At 68.8% G+C, this 16,382-nt stretch carries 10 protein-coding genes; all 10 read right to left on the bottom strand.

Annotated features, from left to right (window positions below; all coding sequences use genetic code 11):
• Positions 1 to 21 precede the first annotated feature (21 nt).
• On the bottom strand, positions 22 to 7,920 hold the full coding sequence (locus QM772_RS16470) for an Ig-like domain-containing protein (protein ID WP_415138356.1): 7,899 nt from the start codon (positions 7,918 to 7,920) through the stop codon (positions 22 to 24).
• Between the two features lie 78 nt (positions 7,921 to 7,998).
• Positions 7,999 to 8,535 (bottom strand): hypothetical protein, encoded by a 537-nt coding sequence (locus QM772_RS16465; protein ID WP_415138354.1) that lies wholly within the window; start codon positions 8,533 to 8,535, stop codon positions 7,999 to 8,001.
• A gap of 392 nt (positions 8,536 to 8,927) precedes the next feature.
• Positions 8,928 to 9,911, bottom strand: a complete 984-nt coding sequence (locus QM772_RS16460; protein WP_415138352.1) for a quinone oxidoreductase family protein — start codon at positions 9,909 to 9,911, stop codon at positions 8,928 to 8,930.
• Between the two features lie 63 nt (positions 9,912 to 9,974).
• Positions 9,975 to 10,403: a putative toxin-antitoxin system toxin component, PIN family gene (locus QM772_RS16455; RefSeq protein ID WP_415138350.1), complete on the bottom strand. Its 429-nt coding sequence runs from the start codon at positions 10,401 to 10,403 to the stop codon at positions 9,975 to 9,977.
• On the bottom strand, positions 10,393 to 10,644 hold the full coding sequence (locus QM772_RS16450; protein WP_415138348.1) for a type II toxin-antitoxin system prevent-host-death family antitoxin: 252 nt from the start codon (positions 10,642 to 10,644) through the stop codon (positions 10,393 to 10,395). Before QM772_RS16450 ends, QM772_RS16455 begins: the two co-directional genes overlap by 11 nt.
• Before the next feature lie 139 nt (positions 10,645 to 10,783).
• Positions 10,784 to 11,572, bottom strand: a complete 789-nt coding sequence (locus tag QM772_RS16445; RefSeq protein WP_415138346.1) for an SDR family oxidoreductase — start codon at positions 11,570 to 11,572, stop codon at positions 10,784 to 10,786.
• A gap of 3 nt (positions 11,573 to 11,575) precedes the next feature.
• Entirely contained in the window at positions 11,576 to 12,496 is a 921-nt protein-coding gene (locus QM772_RS16440) for a DMT family transporter (RefSeq protein WP_415138344.1), read from the bottom strand.
• Between the two features lie 64 nt (positions 12,497 to 12,560).
• Entirely contained in the window at positions 12,561 to 14,174 is a 1,614-nt protein-coding gene (locus QM772_RS16435) for a gamma-glutamyltransferase family protein (protein WP_415138342.1), read from the bottom strand.
• Positions 14,175 to 14,266: 92 nt separating this feature from the next.
• Complete coding sequence (locus tag QM772_RS16430; RefSeq protein ID WP_415138340.1) at positions 14,267 to 15,778, bottom strand: tripartite tricarboxylate transporter permease; 1,512 nt, start codon at positions 15,776 to 15,778, stop codon at positions 14,267 to 14,269.
• Between the two features lie 17 nt (positions 15,779 to 15,795).
• Positions 15,796 to 16,284 (bottom strand): tripartite tricarboxylate transporter TctB family protein, encoded by a 489-nt coding sequence (locus QM772_RS16425; protein ID WP_415138338.1) that lies wholly within the window; start codon positions 16,282 to 16,284, stop codon positions 15,796 to 15,798.
• Positions 16,285 to 16,382 lie beyond the last annotated feature (98 nt).

The raw sequence follows: 16,382 nt of genomic DNA, 5'->3' as shown, positions 1-16,382 counted from the left end.
GAACGCGGGATGGGCTTTGCCTCAGATCAGCACGAAGTCGTCGGCCTTCGGCTGGGCCAGGGATGCAACCGTGCCCGTGCTTTCGGCCGCGAGCCTGTCGAGCTGAACCTCGACATAGCTTCCGGTGCGCCCGTCGGCATAGTGGACCGCGCCTTCGGCCGTCACCTCCTGCCCGTCGATCACCTGCGTGGACGCGGTGGCGGCCGTGCTGATGGCGGTGATGCCGTGGTCGCTCAGGTGGCTCAGCTCGCTCGCCTGGCTGATGCCATCCTGGTTGCTGTCCTGCCAGATCAGCAACTGGCTGAATGCTTCATCGCTCGCATCAATGAGGCCATCGCCATTGCTGTCCAGCGACGCCAATGCCTCCACCCCGCTGGCGAACAGGCCGCCCGCGAAATCGGGCGTGAACAGCTCGCTGCCGCTGTCGATCAGGCCATTGCCGTTCAGGTCATAGGCCAGCATGCCGTCGTTCGACGTGTTCCAGGCCACTTGGTCGGCCTGGCCATCTCCGTCGATGTCGAACGCCACGGTCGTGCCGAAGCTGTAGCCGTTGCCATCCAGATCCAGAATGACCGGATCGGCGGTGCCGGCGAAGTTGCTGGCGCTCAGATTGCCGTAGCCCACGCCGGTAACCGTCATGATGTGCTCGACCACCAGCTGGCTGCTCTGCGTGAGAGAGGTATCGCCAGACGTCGTCACCGTATAGATGCCGGCATCGGCGGTCGTGCCCGTATTCGAATAGACGACGACGGTGTAGGTGCCGTTCGCAATGGTGCCGATGGCGCCGTAGATGAGTGACTCGATGATGCCGCTGTTGCTGTCATCCGTCAGAGTGAGCGTGCCGCTGTTCAGGATTTCGATCACCTCCACACCCGAGGAGACGTTGGTGTTGGTTGCTGCCGCCACCGTCACGAAGCTGCCGTCGGTGTAGTTGGTGCTGCCCACCGACACCGACAGCCTGTCGCTCGCCACCTCGAAGTTGCTCACCGTCGCGACCGTGTTGTTGCCGAGGTCCAAGGCGCTGTGGCTGAACACCACCTTGTCGGCGGCGCCATCGGCGGCGCCCAGGTCGATCGTCCAGGCGCGGTTGGTCAGCGCGGCGGCGGCGATCGTGACCACGTCGGCCCCCGCGCCCGCGTTGACCACGCTGCCGTCGCCGGTGCTGGCGGTGATCGCGTCCGCGCCCGAGCCGGCCGTGATGACGTTGACGCCCGTCGAACCCGTGCCCGAACCCGTGATCGTGAAGCCTTCGGTCTGGTTCGACAGGTCCAGCGTCAGCCCGGTCGCGGTGAGGGTGACGGCCTCGACGTTGACGATCTGCGCGTCGCTGGCGCTGGTGAAGCTGGCGGCGAGCCTCAGCGTGTCCGTACCGCCGCCGCCGTCGATCAGACTGGCGTCCGACGTCGCGCCGGCGATGGTGTCGTTGCCCGTGCCGGCGTAGATGATGTCGGCGCCGCCGCCGCTGCTGATCGTGTCGGCGGTGCCGTCGCGGCCCAACAGAATCTCGGCGGCCACGGTGCCCGTCACCGTCATCGAACTGGTGCCGGAGCCGTTTCTGGTGAGGCTGACGATGGCCACGTCCGACGTGCTGCCGTCGGTGTTGGTCACGGTGTAGTGGAACGACCCGGTGGTGCTGCCGCTGCCGCTGAAGGTGAAGGTGACCACGCCGCCGGACTGGCTGACCGTGCCGCCGCTCGCGCTGCTCAGCGTGATGGTGCTGGGGTTGCCCACCGCGTCGTTGGCCAGCAGCGCGCTGACCGGAATCGACGCCGTCGCGGCATCGGTCACCACGATGTCATCGACCGGCGATCCGACATAGTTGACGTTCAGCGTCTGCGTGCCCGACCCCGTGTCGCCATCGCCGTCGATCACCGTGTAGTTCAAGGTCTCGGTGTAGCTGCTCTGCGTGATCGAGGGCTGGTATTCGTACGCGCCGGTCGCGAAGTTGAGCACCAGCGTGCCGCCCTGCAGGGTGGTGATGGTCGCCGTGCTCGTGCTGGCGTCCCAGGTGGAGCGGTCGGTGCCTGTCACCGTCAGGGTTTGTTGGTCGTAGTCGTAGCTGTACGTCGTCCCGTCCAGCGTGAGCTGCGCCACGCTGCCGCCGTCCGCGCCGAAGCCGGTGCTGCCGTCCGACAGATCCCCCGTCAGCAGGTTGCTCACCTTGGACGGAACCTGGATGGTGCTTTGCAGCACAGTATCCAGCTGGCCCATGTCGGTCACCAGCAGGCCGGCGGTGTTGGTGCCGGTGGCCCCGTCGTAGGCGATCGGGTCGATGTTGGCCTGCGCGCTCGTGCCCAGGCCCGTGCCCATGCCCAGGGCGAACGAGGTGATGTCGTTGGCCGCCAGGAAGCTCGTCCAGGTCGCCTCTTCCGTGGTGTCGACGCCGGTGCTCGTGGGATTGGGCTCCCCGTCGGTGAGAAAGTAGGAGACATTCTGTGCATCCGCCAGGCTGCCGCTGACGGCGAAGCCTGCGGTTGCGGCCGCCAGGGCGGCGTCGTAGTTGGTGGTCCCGCCGGACGACAGGGCATTGATCAGCGCCTTGGCCTCGCTGGCGGTCAGCCAGGTGGACTGGTAGGAAGCGCTGGAGCTGAACGTGACGACCTGGACGCGCACCTCGCCATACTGGTCGTAGCCGTCGATCAGGCTGTTGAGCGCCTCCTTGGCCAGTTCGAGCCGCGTCTTGCCGTCCACGCCCGAGGCACTGGCCATGCTGCCGGAAAGATCCAGGATCACCATCAGGTTGGTGTCGGTCTGGGCAACGTCGGCCTCGACGGTGCCGCTGCCCACCTTCGGCGAATCGTCTTCCACCGTGACGCTGAAGCTGGCCGAGGCGCTGGTGTTGGTGCCGTCGCTGACGGTGGCCGTGAAGCCCATCGACAGCACGTCCTCCACGCCGCTCGTGGCGTGATCGACCGGCCCGAGCAGCGTGGCGGTGTACGTGGCCGAATAGCTGCCGCCGCTGCCCGTCGCGCTGCCGACCGCGATCGTCATCACCGTGGTGGATCCGGCCGTGCCGGTCAGCGTGCTGGTGGCGGCATCCCAGGCCCACGTCACCGCCGTCCCGCCGGAGGTGATGCCCGAAGGGCCGGTCAGCGTCACGGCCAGTTGACCGGCCGTGCTGTCCGCGTCGGTGATCGAGATCGTGCCCGTGGCTGTCACTGCGTTCGTCGTGTCGTCGGGAGACCCAACGGCATCCGCAATCCCCCCCGCCAAACCCTCCTCGGAAACGCGAATGGAGGTGATGCCGGTGATGGTGGGGATTTGCAAGATCGGGTCGTTGATGGTGCCTGTGCCGCTCGTGCCGCCCACCGTCACCGTCGTGGTTTCGCCGCTGTCGGCCACCGCGTCCACCACCGTCGGGTAGCTCACCGTGAAGCTCGTCACCCCGGCCGGCACCGTGATCGTGCCGGTGCCGCTGTCGTAGGTCACGCCGTTGCTGAACGTCGGCGTCGCCGTGTAGTCGCCAGGGGCGCTGGCCGTGCCGTCGGCCAGCGTGAACGTGTACGTCGTCGCGTTGCTGGTCGCGCCGCTGAGCGTGACCGTGTGCACCAGCGGATCACCTTCGGTGGCCGTCGCTGCGCTCACCGACGCCACCGTCGGCGCCGCCGGGTCGTTGATGGTGCCTGTGCCGCTCGTGCCGCCCACCGTCACCGTCGTGGTTTCGCCGCTGTCGGCCACCGCGTCCACCACCGTCGGGTAGCTCACCGTGAAGCTCGTCACCCCGGCCGGCACCGTGATCGTGCCGGTGCCGCTGTCGTAGGTCACGCCGTTGCTGAACGTCGGCGTCGCCGTGTAGTCGCCAGGGGCGCTGGCCGTGCCGTCGGCCAGCGTGAACGTGTACGTCGTCGCGTTGCTGGTCGCGCCGCTGAGCGTGACCGTGTGCACCAGCGGATCACCTTCGGTGGCCGTCGCTGCGCTCACCGACGCCACCGTCGGCGCCGCCGGGTCGTTGATGGTGCCTGTGCCGCTCGTGCCGCCCACCGTCACCGTCGTGGTTTCGCCGCTGTCGGCCACCGCGTCCACCACCGTCGGGTAGCTCACCGTGAAGCTCGTCACCCCGGCCGGCACCGTGATCGTGCCGGTGCCGCTGTCGTAGGTCACGCCGTTGCTGAACGTCGGCGTCGCCGTGTAGTCGCCAGGGGCGCTGGCCGTGCCGTCGGCCAGCGTGAACGTGTACGTCGTCGCGTTGCTGGTCGCGCCGCTGAGCGTGACCGTGTGCACCAGCGGATCACCTTCGGTGGCCGTCGCTGCGCTCACCGACGCCACCGTCGGCGCCGCCGGGTCGTTGATGGTGCCTGTGCCGCTCGTGCCGCCCACCGTCACCGTCGTGGTTTCGCCGCTGTCGGCCACCGCGTCCACCACCGTCGGGTAGCTCACCGTGAAGCTCGTCACCCCGGCCGGCACCGTGATCGTGCCGGTGCCGCTGTCGTAGGTCACGCCGTTGCTGAACGTCGGCGTCGCCGTGTAGTCGCCAGGGGCGCTGGCCGTGCCGTCGGCCAGCGTGAACGTGTACGTCGTCGCGTTGCTGGTCGCGCCGCTGAGCGTGACCGTGTGCACCAGCGGATCACCTTCGGTGGCCGTCGCTGCGCTCACCGACGCCACCGTCGGCGCCGCCGGGTCGTTGATGGTGCCTGTGCCGCTCGTGCCGCCCACCGTCACCGTCGTGGTTTCGCCGCTGTCGGCCACCGCGTCCACCACCGTCGGGTAGCTCACCGTGAAGCTCGTCACCCCGGCCGGCACCGTGATCGTGCCGGTGCCGCTGTCGTAGGTCACGCCGTTGCTGAACGTCGGCGTCGCCGTGTAGTCGCCAGGGGCGCTGGCCGTGCCGTCGGCCAGCGTGAACGTGTACGTCGTCGCGTTGCTGGTCGCGCCGCTGAGCGTGACCGTGTGCACCAGCGGATCACCTTCGGTGGCCGTCGCTGCGCTCACCGACGCCACCGTCGGCGCCGCCGGGTCGTTGATGGTGCCTGTGCCGCTCGTGCCGCCCACCGTCACCGTCGTGGTTTCGCCGCTGTCGGCCACCGCGTCCACCACCGTCGGGTAGCTCACCGTGAAGCTCGTCACCCCGGCCGGCACCGTGATCGTGCCGGTGCCGCTGTCGTAGGTCACGCCGTTGCTGAACGTCGGCGTCGCCGTGTAGTCGCCAGGGGCGCTGGCCGTGCCGTCGGCCAGCGTGAACGTGTACGTCGTCGCGTTGCTGGTCGCGCCGCTGAGCGTGACCGTGTGCACCAGCGGATCACCTTCGGTGGCCGTCGCTGCGCTCACCGACGCCACCGTCGGCGCCGCCGGGTCGTTGATGGTGCCTGTGCCGCTCGTGCCGCCCACCGTCACCGTCGTGGTTTCGCCGCTGTCGGCCACCGCGTCCACCACCGTCGGGTAGCTCACCGTGAAGCTCGTCACCCCGGCCGGCACCGTGATCGTGCCGGTGCCGCTGTCGTAGGTCACGCCGTTGCTGAACGTCGGCGTCGCCGTGTAGTCGCCAGGGGCGCTGGCCGTGCCGTCGGCCAGCGTGAACGTGTACGTCGTCGCGTTGCTGGTCGCGCCGCTGAGCGTGACCGTGTGCACCAGCGGATCACCTTCGGTGGCCGTCGCTGCGCTCACCGACGCCACCGTCGGCGCCGCCGGGTCGTTGATGGTGCCTGTGCCGCTCGTGCCGCCCACCGTCACCGTCGTGGTTTCGCCGCTGTCGGCCACCGCGTCCACCACCGTCGGGTAGCTCACCGTGAAGCTCGTCACCCCGGCCGGCACCGTGATCGTGCCGGTGCCGCTGTCGTAGGTCACGCCGTTGCTGAACGTCGGCGTCGCCGTGTAGTCGCCAGGGGCGCTGGCCGTGCCGTCGGCCAGCGTGAACGTGTACGTCGTCGCGTTGCTGGTCGCGCCGCTGAGCGTGACCGTGTGCACCAGCGGATCACCTTCGGTGGCCGTCGCTGCGCTCACCGACGCCACCGTCGGCGCCGCCGGGTCGTTGATGGTGCCTGTGCCGCTCGTGCCGCCCACCGTCACCGTCGTGGTTTCGCCGCTGTCGGCCACCGCGTCCACCACCGTCGGGTAGCTCACCGTGAAGCTCGTCACCCCGGCCGGCACCGTGATCGTGCCGGTGCCGCTGTCGTAGGTCACGCCGTTGCTGAACGTCGGCGTCGCCGTGTAGTCGCCAGGGGCGCTGGCCGTGCCGTCGGCCAGCGTGAACGTGTACGTCGTCGCGTTGCTGGTCGCGCCGCTGAGCGTGACCGTGTGCACCAGCGGATCACCTTCGGTGGCCGTCGCTGCGCTCACCGACGCCACCGTCGGATTCACCGTCACCGTCACATTGGCGGTCTCAGGCACACCCGTTTCGGAAGTGGCGGTATAGGTGAAGGTCGCCTCGCCATGGAAGCCGTCGGCCGGCGTGAACACCAGTTGGCCACCTTCGAGCTCGACCGTGCCCTGACCGTTGGTCAGGGTGATGGTGTCGCCCTCTTCGATGTCCTGGCCATCGACCTGCGTGATGGTCGGGTTGTCGCCTTCAAAGTCGTCGTTGTCCAGCACGTCGATGGTCACCGGCGTCTGGTAGTTGGTGCTCTCTTCGTCGTCGAACGCGTCCTGCTCGGGGCCGACGGTGACCGTGACGACGGTGGTCGTGGTGCCGCCGTTGCCGTCGTCGATGGTCACGGTGAAGCTGTCTTCGCCGTGCCAGTCGTCGTCGGGCGTGTAGGTGTATTCGCCCGTGTCCGGGTCGATCACCACCGTACCGTGCTGGGGCTCGTCGCCGTCTTCGACGGTGTAGACGAGCGGGTCGTCCTCGGGGTCGCTGCCGGTGACCTTGCCGTGGACGGGGGTGTCCTCGGGCGTGCTGGTGCTGTATTCGCGCGTGTCGGGATCGAAGCTCTGGCCCGGGTACTCGGGGTCTTCCGGGTCGGTGTTGGGGTCTTCGGCCACCGGCGGGTCGTTGACCGGGTTGACGGTGATCACCAGGATGGCCGTATCGGTGCCACCGTTGCCATCGCTGATGGTGTAAGTCACCGGCGGCACAGTGCCATTCCAGTCGTCTGCCGGGGTAAAGGTATAGCTGCCGTCGGCGTTGATGACGAGCGTGCCCTCGGGGAGGTTCGCGGTGTCGCCTGGGTTGTAGGTGCTGCCGCCGACGACGAACCCCGTCACCGTCAGGGTGTTGCCGTCGGGGTCGGTGTCGTTGTCCAGCACGTTGCCGCCGACCGGCGTGTCTTCGTCGGCGCTCACCTCGTCGTTGGTGGCCACGGGCGGCTGATTGCCTGGCTCGGGCTCCGGTGCAGGCGCGGGTGCCGGCGTAGGTGCCGGTGCCGGCGTAGGTGCCGGTGCCGGCGTAGGTGCCGGCGCGGGCGTAGGTGCCGGCGCGGGCTCCGGTGCAGGCGTGGGCGCGGGTGTCGGCGCGGGCGCGGGCGCGGGCGCGGGCACACTGCCGTCGTCGCCGCCACCGCCGCCGGCAAGGCCGCCCAGCAGCAGAGCGCCGCCCAGCAGGGGCAGCAGGCCGATGTCGCCGCCCGCGGGCCACAGGGCGGTGGGGTAGTGCTGGCCTCCCAGGGCCTGGCCGGCCAGCAGGTTTTCGCCGAGGCCGCTGATGGCCTCGCCGGCGAGGCCGCTCTCGGGGACGTAGTAGTAGTACAGGCCGTCTTCGGCGCGGCCGATGACGCCGTGGTCGTACCGGTCTTCGTAGTAGCCTTCGATGACGAGGTCGGGGGTGGCGATGTCGGACTGCTCGAAGGCCACGTGCAGGTCGTTGCCGATGCGCTTGGTGGCGATGTTCTCGGGGCCGAAGCTGGTCTGCTCGTTGATCAGCTCGACGTTGAGGTTCTTCTGGCCGCGCAGGTCGATGTGCAGGGCCTTGCCCTGGGCGCCGGCGCCGGCGTCAACCTGGTACTGCTTGACGGCCCGGCTGGCGTCGTTGATCTTGATCTGGATGTTCATGGTGCGTGACAGCGGGTATGGGGTTCATCTGGGCGGCGGCACGCGCCGGGTACGGCGCGGCACCGGGCTTGCCGAGGCTCAGGAGGCAGCGCACCCGTTGCGGGTGACACGCCTGAGGGTGTGCGTCTGCCGGTGCTGCAGCGCCGCGATCTTGCCGCCGACCTGGTCGGCGGGCATGGGCACGATGCTGGCCTGGCCGTCGGCGCCTTCGGCGACCTTGAAGTACTGCATGGGCCTTTGGTCGACGCGCGCGGGCTGGCCTTGCAGCTTGGTGCGGTAGCGCTGCACGACGTCGTTGAAGTGCACGGCCAGGGTGTGTTGGCCGGGGCAGAGGCTCTGCTCGGTGTAGGTGTTGCCCACCAGCGAGGCCTGGTATTGCCCGTTGACGTAGACGTTGATGGGTTGGCTGGCGCGGGCACCTTCGGCCTCGCGGTAGAAGACCACGGCCACGGGCTGCCGGGGCCCGGGCAGGGGCTGCGCGGCCTGTGGGGCGGCGCCGTCGGTCATGTGCCATTTCTCGACCGGGCCGCCGGTGCCGGCGCAGCCGGCCAGCCCCAGAACGAGCGCGGCGATGCCGAGTCCCGCCAGGCGCCTGGGCGCTTTTTGTTGATTCATGCTTTCTTTGCTGTACATGCCTTCCCTTTCACAAAAATATCCCAGGCAGAAAATGGGCTTCGCTGGCATTGACCCTTGCCCGGCCATGCCGGGTGAGTGCCACCGAAGCCCAGAATCCATGCGCCGAGATGAACTGGCGCGGACAACAATCTGCTCGTAAGAGGATGCTACAGGCTATGTGCGCGCATTGGTGGCATCGAACGCAAGCGGCCGTGACTTTTTTTGAGGTTGCCCCCCGGGAGCACACGGAGAATCGGCAGCCCGCCGGGCCAAAAGGGGCCTTGGCCGCGCAATCTAAATACTTATATTTGGCTGCGGGGGTGTCAACGTGCCAAAGACGGCTTCCGCCAAGTCCGGCGCGCCATTCATTTCCGCGAATGCGGTGTCCAGATTCAATCCAGCGTGAGGATCGTCGAGCCCGTCGTCCGCCGCGCCTCCAGCGCCTCGTGCGCGGCGCGCACCTCGGCCAGCGGAAAGCGCTGGTCGATGTGGATCTTCACCTGGCCGCTCTGCACCACCGCGAACAGCTCGTCGGCCATCTGCTGGCAGCGCTCGCGCGTGGCGATGTGGGCGAACAGGGTGGCGCGCGTGACGTACAGGCACTTGGCCGCCAGCACGGCCGGGGCGAACGGCGGCACCGGGCCGCTGGCGTTGCCGAAGCTGGCCATCAGGCCGAACGGCCGCAGGCACTTGAGCGAGCCCTCCCAGGTGTCCTTGCCGACCGAGTCGTAGACCACCTTCACGCCGCGCCCTCCGGTGAGGGTATTCACCCGTTCAACGAAATCCTCAGCTCTGTAATTGATAGCTGCCACCGCACCATTGGCGAGCGCCAGAGCACATTTTTCTTCTGAACCGGCGGTGGCGATCAACTGGTAGCCCAGCGCCCTGGCCCACTGGCAGGCGATCAGGCCCACGCCGCCGGCCGCCGCGTGCCACAGGATGTGGTCGCCGGGCTGGAGGCCCTCCGCGGGCAGCGTCTTGCGCAGCAGGTACTGCGCCGTCAGGCCCTTGAGCATCATGGCGGCGCCGATCTCGAAGCCGATGTCGTCGGGCAGCCGGCACACCGCCAGCGCCGGCATCACGCGCGCTTCGCTGTAGCTGCCGGGCGGGTTGCCGGCGTAGGCGGCGCGGTCGCCGGGCTTGAGGTGCGCCACGCCCTGGCCCACCGCCTCGACGATGCCCGCGCCCTCCATGCCCAGCGTCAGCGGCATGGGCAGCTGGTAGAGGCCGGTGCGCTGGTACACGTCGATGAAGTTCAGGCCGATCGCCTGGTGGCGGATGCGCACCTGCCCCGGGCCGGGCTCGCCCACGGGCAGTTCGACCAGCTTCATTTCGTCGATGCCGCCGGGGCGCTCGATCTGGACGGCGAGAGGCATGCGGTTTTCCTTCAATGCTGAATGCATGGGGATGATGCCACGCCCATTGGCTGCCACGGATCGCTAGGTGCCGCCCAGCCAAGCCGCCAGCGCCTGGGCCGGCGTGAGGATGCGCAAGCCCTCGACGGGCGGCACGCCGAGCAGGTCACCGTCACCGCTGATGAGCCAAGGCGCTTGCGCGGCCAGCGCGGTGTGAATGAAAGCATCGTCGTACGGGTCACGGCTGTAGGCCAGCCTCGGCGGCGCTGGCAGCTCCACCCAGTCGGCCACGGCAGCCAGATCGTGCAGCAGCAGCCGGCGGCGTTCAGGGCTGACGTATTTGTCGAACTTGGGCTTCCACAGGCGCGTTTCCAGCTCGCCGAAGCTCTCCTGCGAAAACACGATGCGGCTGTGCGCCAGCAGGAGGTGCACGATGCGCGCCGGCGCGCCCTGCGCCGACAGCGCGGCGCTGATGAGCACATTGGTGTCGATGACCGCGCGCTCAGCTCTCATCGGCCAGCAGGCGCCGCAACTCGGCGTCGGTCAGGCCGCTGGCCTCGGCGGCGCGGGCGGTGTCTTGCAGGGTGTGCGCCAGGCGGTCGGCGTAGAAGGCGCGCATGGCGGCGTAGTCGTCGGGCGAGACCATGACGCCGACGACACGGTTGCGCCGGGTCACGCGCACCGGCTCGCGCTGCACGCGGTCGATCAGCTCGCCGAAACGTGTCTTGGCTTCGTTGGCGGTGAAGGTTTGCATGGTTTCTCTCCGTATTGACGGGGAAAATTATGGACGAATCGAACGATTCGTGCGAATGGCGAACCGGGAAAGCTATCGATTGAATAGCTGCCAGCGCTTTCTGCACAAGCGCTGGAGCCCGATTTGGCTTGAAACCTCGTCAGAAGGTGCCCGGATAGGCCCCGCCGTCCGGCAGGATGTTCTGCCCGGTCAGGTAGCCGGCCTGCCGGCTGCACAGAAAGGCGCAGAGGGCGCCGAACTCGCGCGGCGTGCCGAAGCGCCGGGCGGGGATCTGGGCCTGCTGCGCGGCGCGCACCTCGTCCACCGCCCGGCCCGACTTGCGCGCCGCGCCCTCGAAGGTGCCGGCCAGACGGTCGGTGTCGAACTTGCCGGGCAACAGGTTGTTGAGGGTGACGCCCCGCGCGGCCAGCTCGGGGTTGCGCGCCAGCCCGGCGACGAAGCCCGTGAGCCCCGAGCGCGCGCCGTTGGACAGCCCCAGGATGTCGATCGGCGCCTTCACCGCGCTGGAGGTGATATTGACGACGCGCCCGAAGCCGCGCGCCGCCATGCCGTCCACCACCGACTTGATGAGTTCGATGGGCGTGAGCATGTTGGCGTCGATGGCCTTGAGCCACGCGGCACGGTCCCACTCGCGGAAGTCGCCTGGGGGCGGTCCGCCGGCGTTGGTGACGACGATGTCGACCTCGGCATGCGCCGCCAGCGCCGCCGCGCGGCCCTCGGGCGTGGTGATGTCGGCGGCCACGGCCAGCACCTGCACGCCGGCGACCTCGGCCCGCAGCCGGGCGGCCGCGGCCTCCAGCGCGGGCTGGCCGCGCGCCACCATCACCACGTTCACGCCTTCGTGCGCCAGCGCCTCGGCGCAGCCCAGTCCCAGCCCCTTGCTGGCGCCGCATACCAGCGCCCACTTGCCCTCAATGCCCAGGTCCATGCTTCAAGCTCCTTTTTTCTCGACCGCCGCGCCGCGCCCGGCGCGCCCGAACAATGCGATGCCGACCATGACCAGCAGCGTACCCGCCACCAGCCAGGGCGTCAGCGGCTCGCCCAGCAGGACGATGCCCATCGCAATGGTGGACAGCGGCCCGATCATGCCCACCTGCGAGGCCATGCCGGGCCCGATGCGCTCCACCGCCATCATCACCAGCAGCACCGGCACGGCCGTGCACAGCGTGGCGTTGAGCACCGACAGCCAGAGCACCTCGGGCGCCACCCGCGCCGCCGCCAGCGGGCGCAGCAGCCCGAACTGGGCGATGCAGCACAGGCTGGCGACGATGCTGGCCAGCCCCACCAGCCGCAGCGAGCCCAGGCGCTGCACGAACTCGCCGCTGTAAAACAGGTACAGCGCATAGCTGAGCGTGGAGGCGAACACCAGCAGCGCGCCCCAGGCCGTGGCCGCGCTGGGCGCCACGCGCAGCTCCAGCCCGAACACCAGCACCGCCCCCGCGTAGCTGACCGCGATGGCCAGCACGTGCCCGCCGGTGATGCGCCGCCCGCGCATCGCCCAGCCCAGCAGCAGCACCAGGGTCGGGCTGAGGTACAGGATCAGCCGCTCCAGCGACGCGGTGATGTATTGCAGCCCCGCGAAGTCCAGCATGCTCGCCAGGTAGTAGCCGGAAACGCCCAGCCCCAGCACACCCGCCCAGTCGCGGCGCGACAGCGGCGGCCGGCCGCGCCCGGCCCACCAGGCCATCGCCACGAACAACGGCAGCGCGAACAGCATGCGGTACATCAGCAGCGTGACCGCGTCCACGCCATAGCGGTAGGCCAGCTTGACGATGATCGCCTTGCCGCTGAAGCAGACCGCGCCGACAGCGGCCAGGACAATACCGTTTGCTACGTTTTTTCTAGCTTCCATCGCAGGATTGTCGGGCGCTGGGGGCCTGTTTCTCTTATTTTTTCGGCAAGAGGGGCATCGCCGGTCAGAACCCCGCCGCCAGGCCGTCGCGGCGCGCATCGCTGGCGGCGACGTAGCCCTCGGTGGCCGGATCGCCCAGGCGCCAGATGAACTGGCCGGCGCCGAAGTCCTGGTAGCTGTCGTGGATGACCTCGAACGCGTGCCCCAGCGCGCGCAGGCCCTGCACCAGCGCCGGGTCGGCCGTGGCCTCGATGTTCAGCGACAGCCCCTGGTTGAAGCGCCAGCGCGGCGCGTCGCAGGCGGCCTGCGGGTTCATGCCGTGGTCCAGCATGCGCACCAGCGTCTGCACGTGGCCCTGCGGCTGCATGTTGGCGCCCATCACGCCGAAGCTCATCACCGGCCGGCCGCCCTGGGTGAGGAAGGCCGGGATGATGGTGTGGAACGGCCGCTTGCCCGGCGCCACCCGATTAGGACTGTCCTCGCGCAAGCTGAAGCCGTGGCCGCGGTTCTGCAGGCTGATGCCGAACGTCGGCTCCACGCAGCCGGAGCCGAAGCCCATGTAGTTGCTCTGGATGAAGCTGACCATCATCCCGTCCGCGTCCGCCGCCGTCAGGTAGATGGTGCCGCCCCGGGCCGGGTTGCCGGGCGCGAAGACCTGCGCGCGCTGGGGGTCGATGAGCCGGGCGCGGCTGGCCAGGTAGGCGTCGTCCAGCATCTGCGCCGGCGTCACTTCCATCGACGACGGATCGGCCACGTAGCGGTACACGTCGGCGAAGGCCAGCTTCATCGCCTCGATCTGCAAATGCTGGGACGGCACGCCGTCCGCGGCCAGCGCCGCCAGGTCGAACCGGCCCAGGATGCCCAGGGCGATCAGCGCCGCGATGCCCTGGCCGCTGGGGCCGATCTCGTGCAGCGTGTAGCCGCGGTAGTCGATGCCGATGGGCTCCACCCATTCGGGCTGGTAGTGGGCGAAATCGCTGGCGCGGATGCTGCCGCCATGCTGCGCGGCCATGCGCTCGATGGCGTGCGCGATCTCGCCGCCGTAGAACGCCTCGCCCTGGGTCTGCGCGATGGCGCGCAGCGCCCTGGCGGCGGCCGGAAAGCGGAACAGTTCGCCCACTTGGGGCGCGCGCCCCCAGGGCAGGAAGGCGTCGGCAAAGCCCGGTTGCGATTGCAGCTCGGGCGTGGCCGCGGCCCACTTGCGCTGCACCACCACCGGCACCGGGCAGCCGCGCTCGGCGATGTCGATGGCCGGCGCCAGCACGTCGGCCAGCGGCAGGCGGCCGAAGCGCTGGCTGAGCGCCACCCAGCCGGCGACGGCGCCGGGCACCGTGACCGAGTCGAAGCCGCGCCTGGGCGGCGTGGCCGCGCCGTCGCCGTATTTGCCGCGGAAGTACGCCGGCGTCCACGTCGCCGGCGCGTGGCCGGCGGCGTTCAGCCCGTGCAGCCGCTGGCCGTCCCACAGGATGCAGAACGCGTCGCTGCCCAGGCCGTTGCTGACGGGCTCGCAGATCGTCATGGCGGCGGCCGTGGCGACGGCCGCATCCACCGCGTTGCCGCCCTGCTGCAGGATGCGCAGGCCGGCCTGCGCGGCCAGCGCGTGCGAGGTGGCCACCACGTTGCGCGCGAACACGGGCAGGCGGACGCTGGGGTAGGCGATGTCGTAGCGGAGGTTCATGGGGTTCATCCTTCGTGCTTGTCAACGAGACGAATGCCACGGAAAAAAGAAAACGGCGCCCTTGGGCGCCGCCTTCCGCGAGTGGCCGCGCGTCAGTCCTCGACGAACGCGGTCTCCCGGCTCTTCTTCACCGCCGGCAGCAGCACGATGATCAGCAGCGCGGCCGCCATCGCCAGCAGCACGGCCGACAGCGGGCGCGTGACCAGGATGCTCCAGTCGCCGCGCGAGAGCAGCAGCGCGCGGCGCAGGTTTTCCTCCATCATCGGCCCCAGGATCAGGCCCAGCAGCAGCGGCGCCGGCTCCATGCCCAGCTTGATGAAGACGTAGCCGATGATGCCGAACCAGCCCACCATCCAGACGTCCCAGGTGTTGTTGTTGGTGGAGTACACCCCGATGGCGCAGAACAGCACGATGGCCGGGAACAGCCAGCGGTAGGGCACCGTGAGCAGCTTGATCCAGATGCCGATCAGCGGCAGGTTCAGGATGATCAGCATGGCGTTGCCGATCCACATCGAGGCGATCAGGCCCCAGAACAGATCCGGGTTGCTGGTCATCACCTGCGGGCCGGGCTGGATGTTGTGGATGGTCATGGCGCCGACCATCAGCGCCATCACGGCGTTGGGCGGGATGCCCAGCGTCAGCAGCGGGATGAAGGAGGTCTGCGAGCCCGCGTTGTTGGCCGATTCGGGCGCCGCGACGCCGCGGATGTTGCCCCTGCCGAAGGGCACTTCGCCGGGCTTGAGCTTGGTCTTCTTCTCCACCGTGTAGGCCGCGAAGGCCGCCAGCATGGCACCGCCGCCCGGCAGGATGCCCAGCGCCGAGCCCAGCAGCGTGCCGCGCAGGATGGCCGGCGTCATCAGCTTCCAGTCCTCCTTGGTGGGGTAGAGGTGATCGATCTTGCCGGTGAACACCTCGCGCTTTTCCTCGGAATGCGACAGGTTGGAGATGATCTCGCCGTAGCCGAACACGCCCATGGCGATGACGATGAAGCCGATGCCGTCGGTCAGCTCGGGAATGTCGAAGCTGTAGCGCGCCACGCCGGAGTTCACGTCGGTGCCCACCAGGCCCAGCAGCAGGCCCAGGATGATCATGCCGATGGCCTTGATGAGCGAGCCCGAGGCCAGCACCACGGCGCCGATCAGGCCCAGGATCATGAGCGAGAAGTATTCGGCCGGGCCGAAGGCGAAGGCCACCTCGGTCAGCGGAATGGCGAAGGCCGCCAGCACCAGCGTGCCCACGCAGCCGGCGATGAACGAGCCGATGCCCGCCGCCGCCAGCGCCGGGCCGGCGCGCCCCTTGCGCGCCATCTGGTAGCCGTCGATCACCGTCACCACCGAGGACGATTCGCCGGGCAGGTTGACCAGGATGGCGGTGGTCGAGCCGCCGTACTGCGCGCCGTAGTAGATGCCGGCCAGCATGATCAGCGCCGAGGTCGGCGGCAGCGCGTAGGTGGCCGGCAGCAGCATGGCGATGGTGGTCACGGGCCCCAGGCCCGGCAGCACCCCGATCAGCGTGCCCAGCAGGCAGCCCAGCAGGGCGTACAGCAGGTTCTGCGCCGTGAAGGCGACGCTGAACCCGAGTGAGAGGTGTTCGAACAGTTCCATGATTTACCTTCCCCCCATCAACCCGAAATGAAGCTCGGCCAGAGCTGGAACTGCAGGTTCAGGCCCCACACGAACGTGACCCAGCTGCCCGCCGCCAGGATGATGCCCAGGATGATCACCTCGACCCACTTGAACTCGGGGCCCGCCATGGCCGCCACGATGGTCAGCACGAAGATGGCGATCATCAGCCCCATCGCCGGCACGCCGATGCTGGGGATGCCGCCCAGCAGGATGCCGAACAGGAAGTTGGCCAGGATGACGAAAATCAGCGGCTTGAACGACCACTTGCCGATGGGATCGCCATCCGGCGTTTCCACCGTCAGCGCCCGGAACATCACGAAGCCGCCGATGAGGGCCAGCACGATGCCGAGGATCAGCGGGAAGTAGCCCGGCCCCATGCGGGCGCCGTCGCCGATGCTGTAGGTGGTCGCGCCCCAGGCGAACGCGATGCCGATCACCGCGTACAGCAGGCCGGCGAAGAAGTCTTTCTGACTTTTTATCCTCATGGGTTCTCCTCAAACTGAAGCGGCGGCAGCCGCCAACCAAGCAATCCACAGCCAAAAACTACCAAGCGGGGCGTATTCTTACACGCAGCTTGCAACAC

The organism is Ottowia sp., assembly GCF_047601385.1.
GTDB lineage: Bacteria > Pseudomonadota > Gammaproteobacteria > Burkholderiales > Burkholderiaceae_C > Ottowia.
The sequence above is the reverse complement of the archived record's forward strand: the minus strand, read 5'-3'. Positions and strand labels throughout refer to the sequence as shown.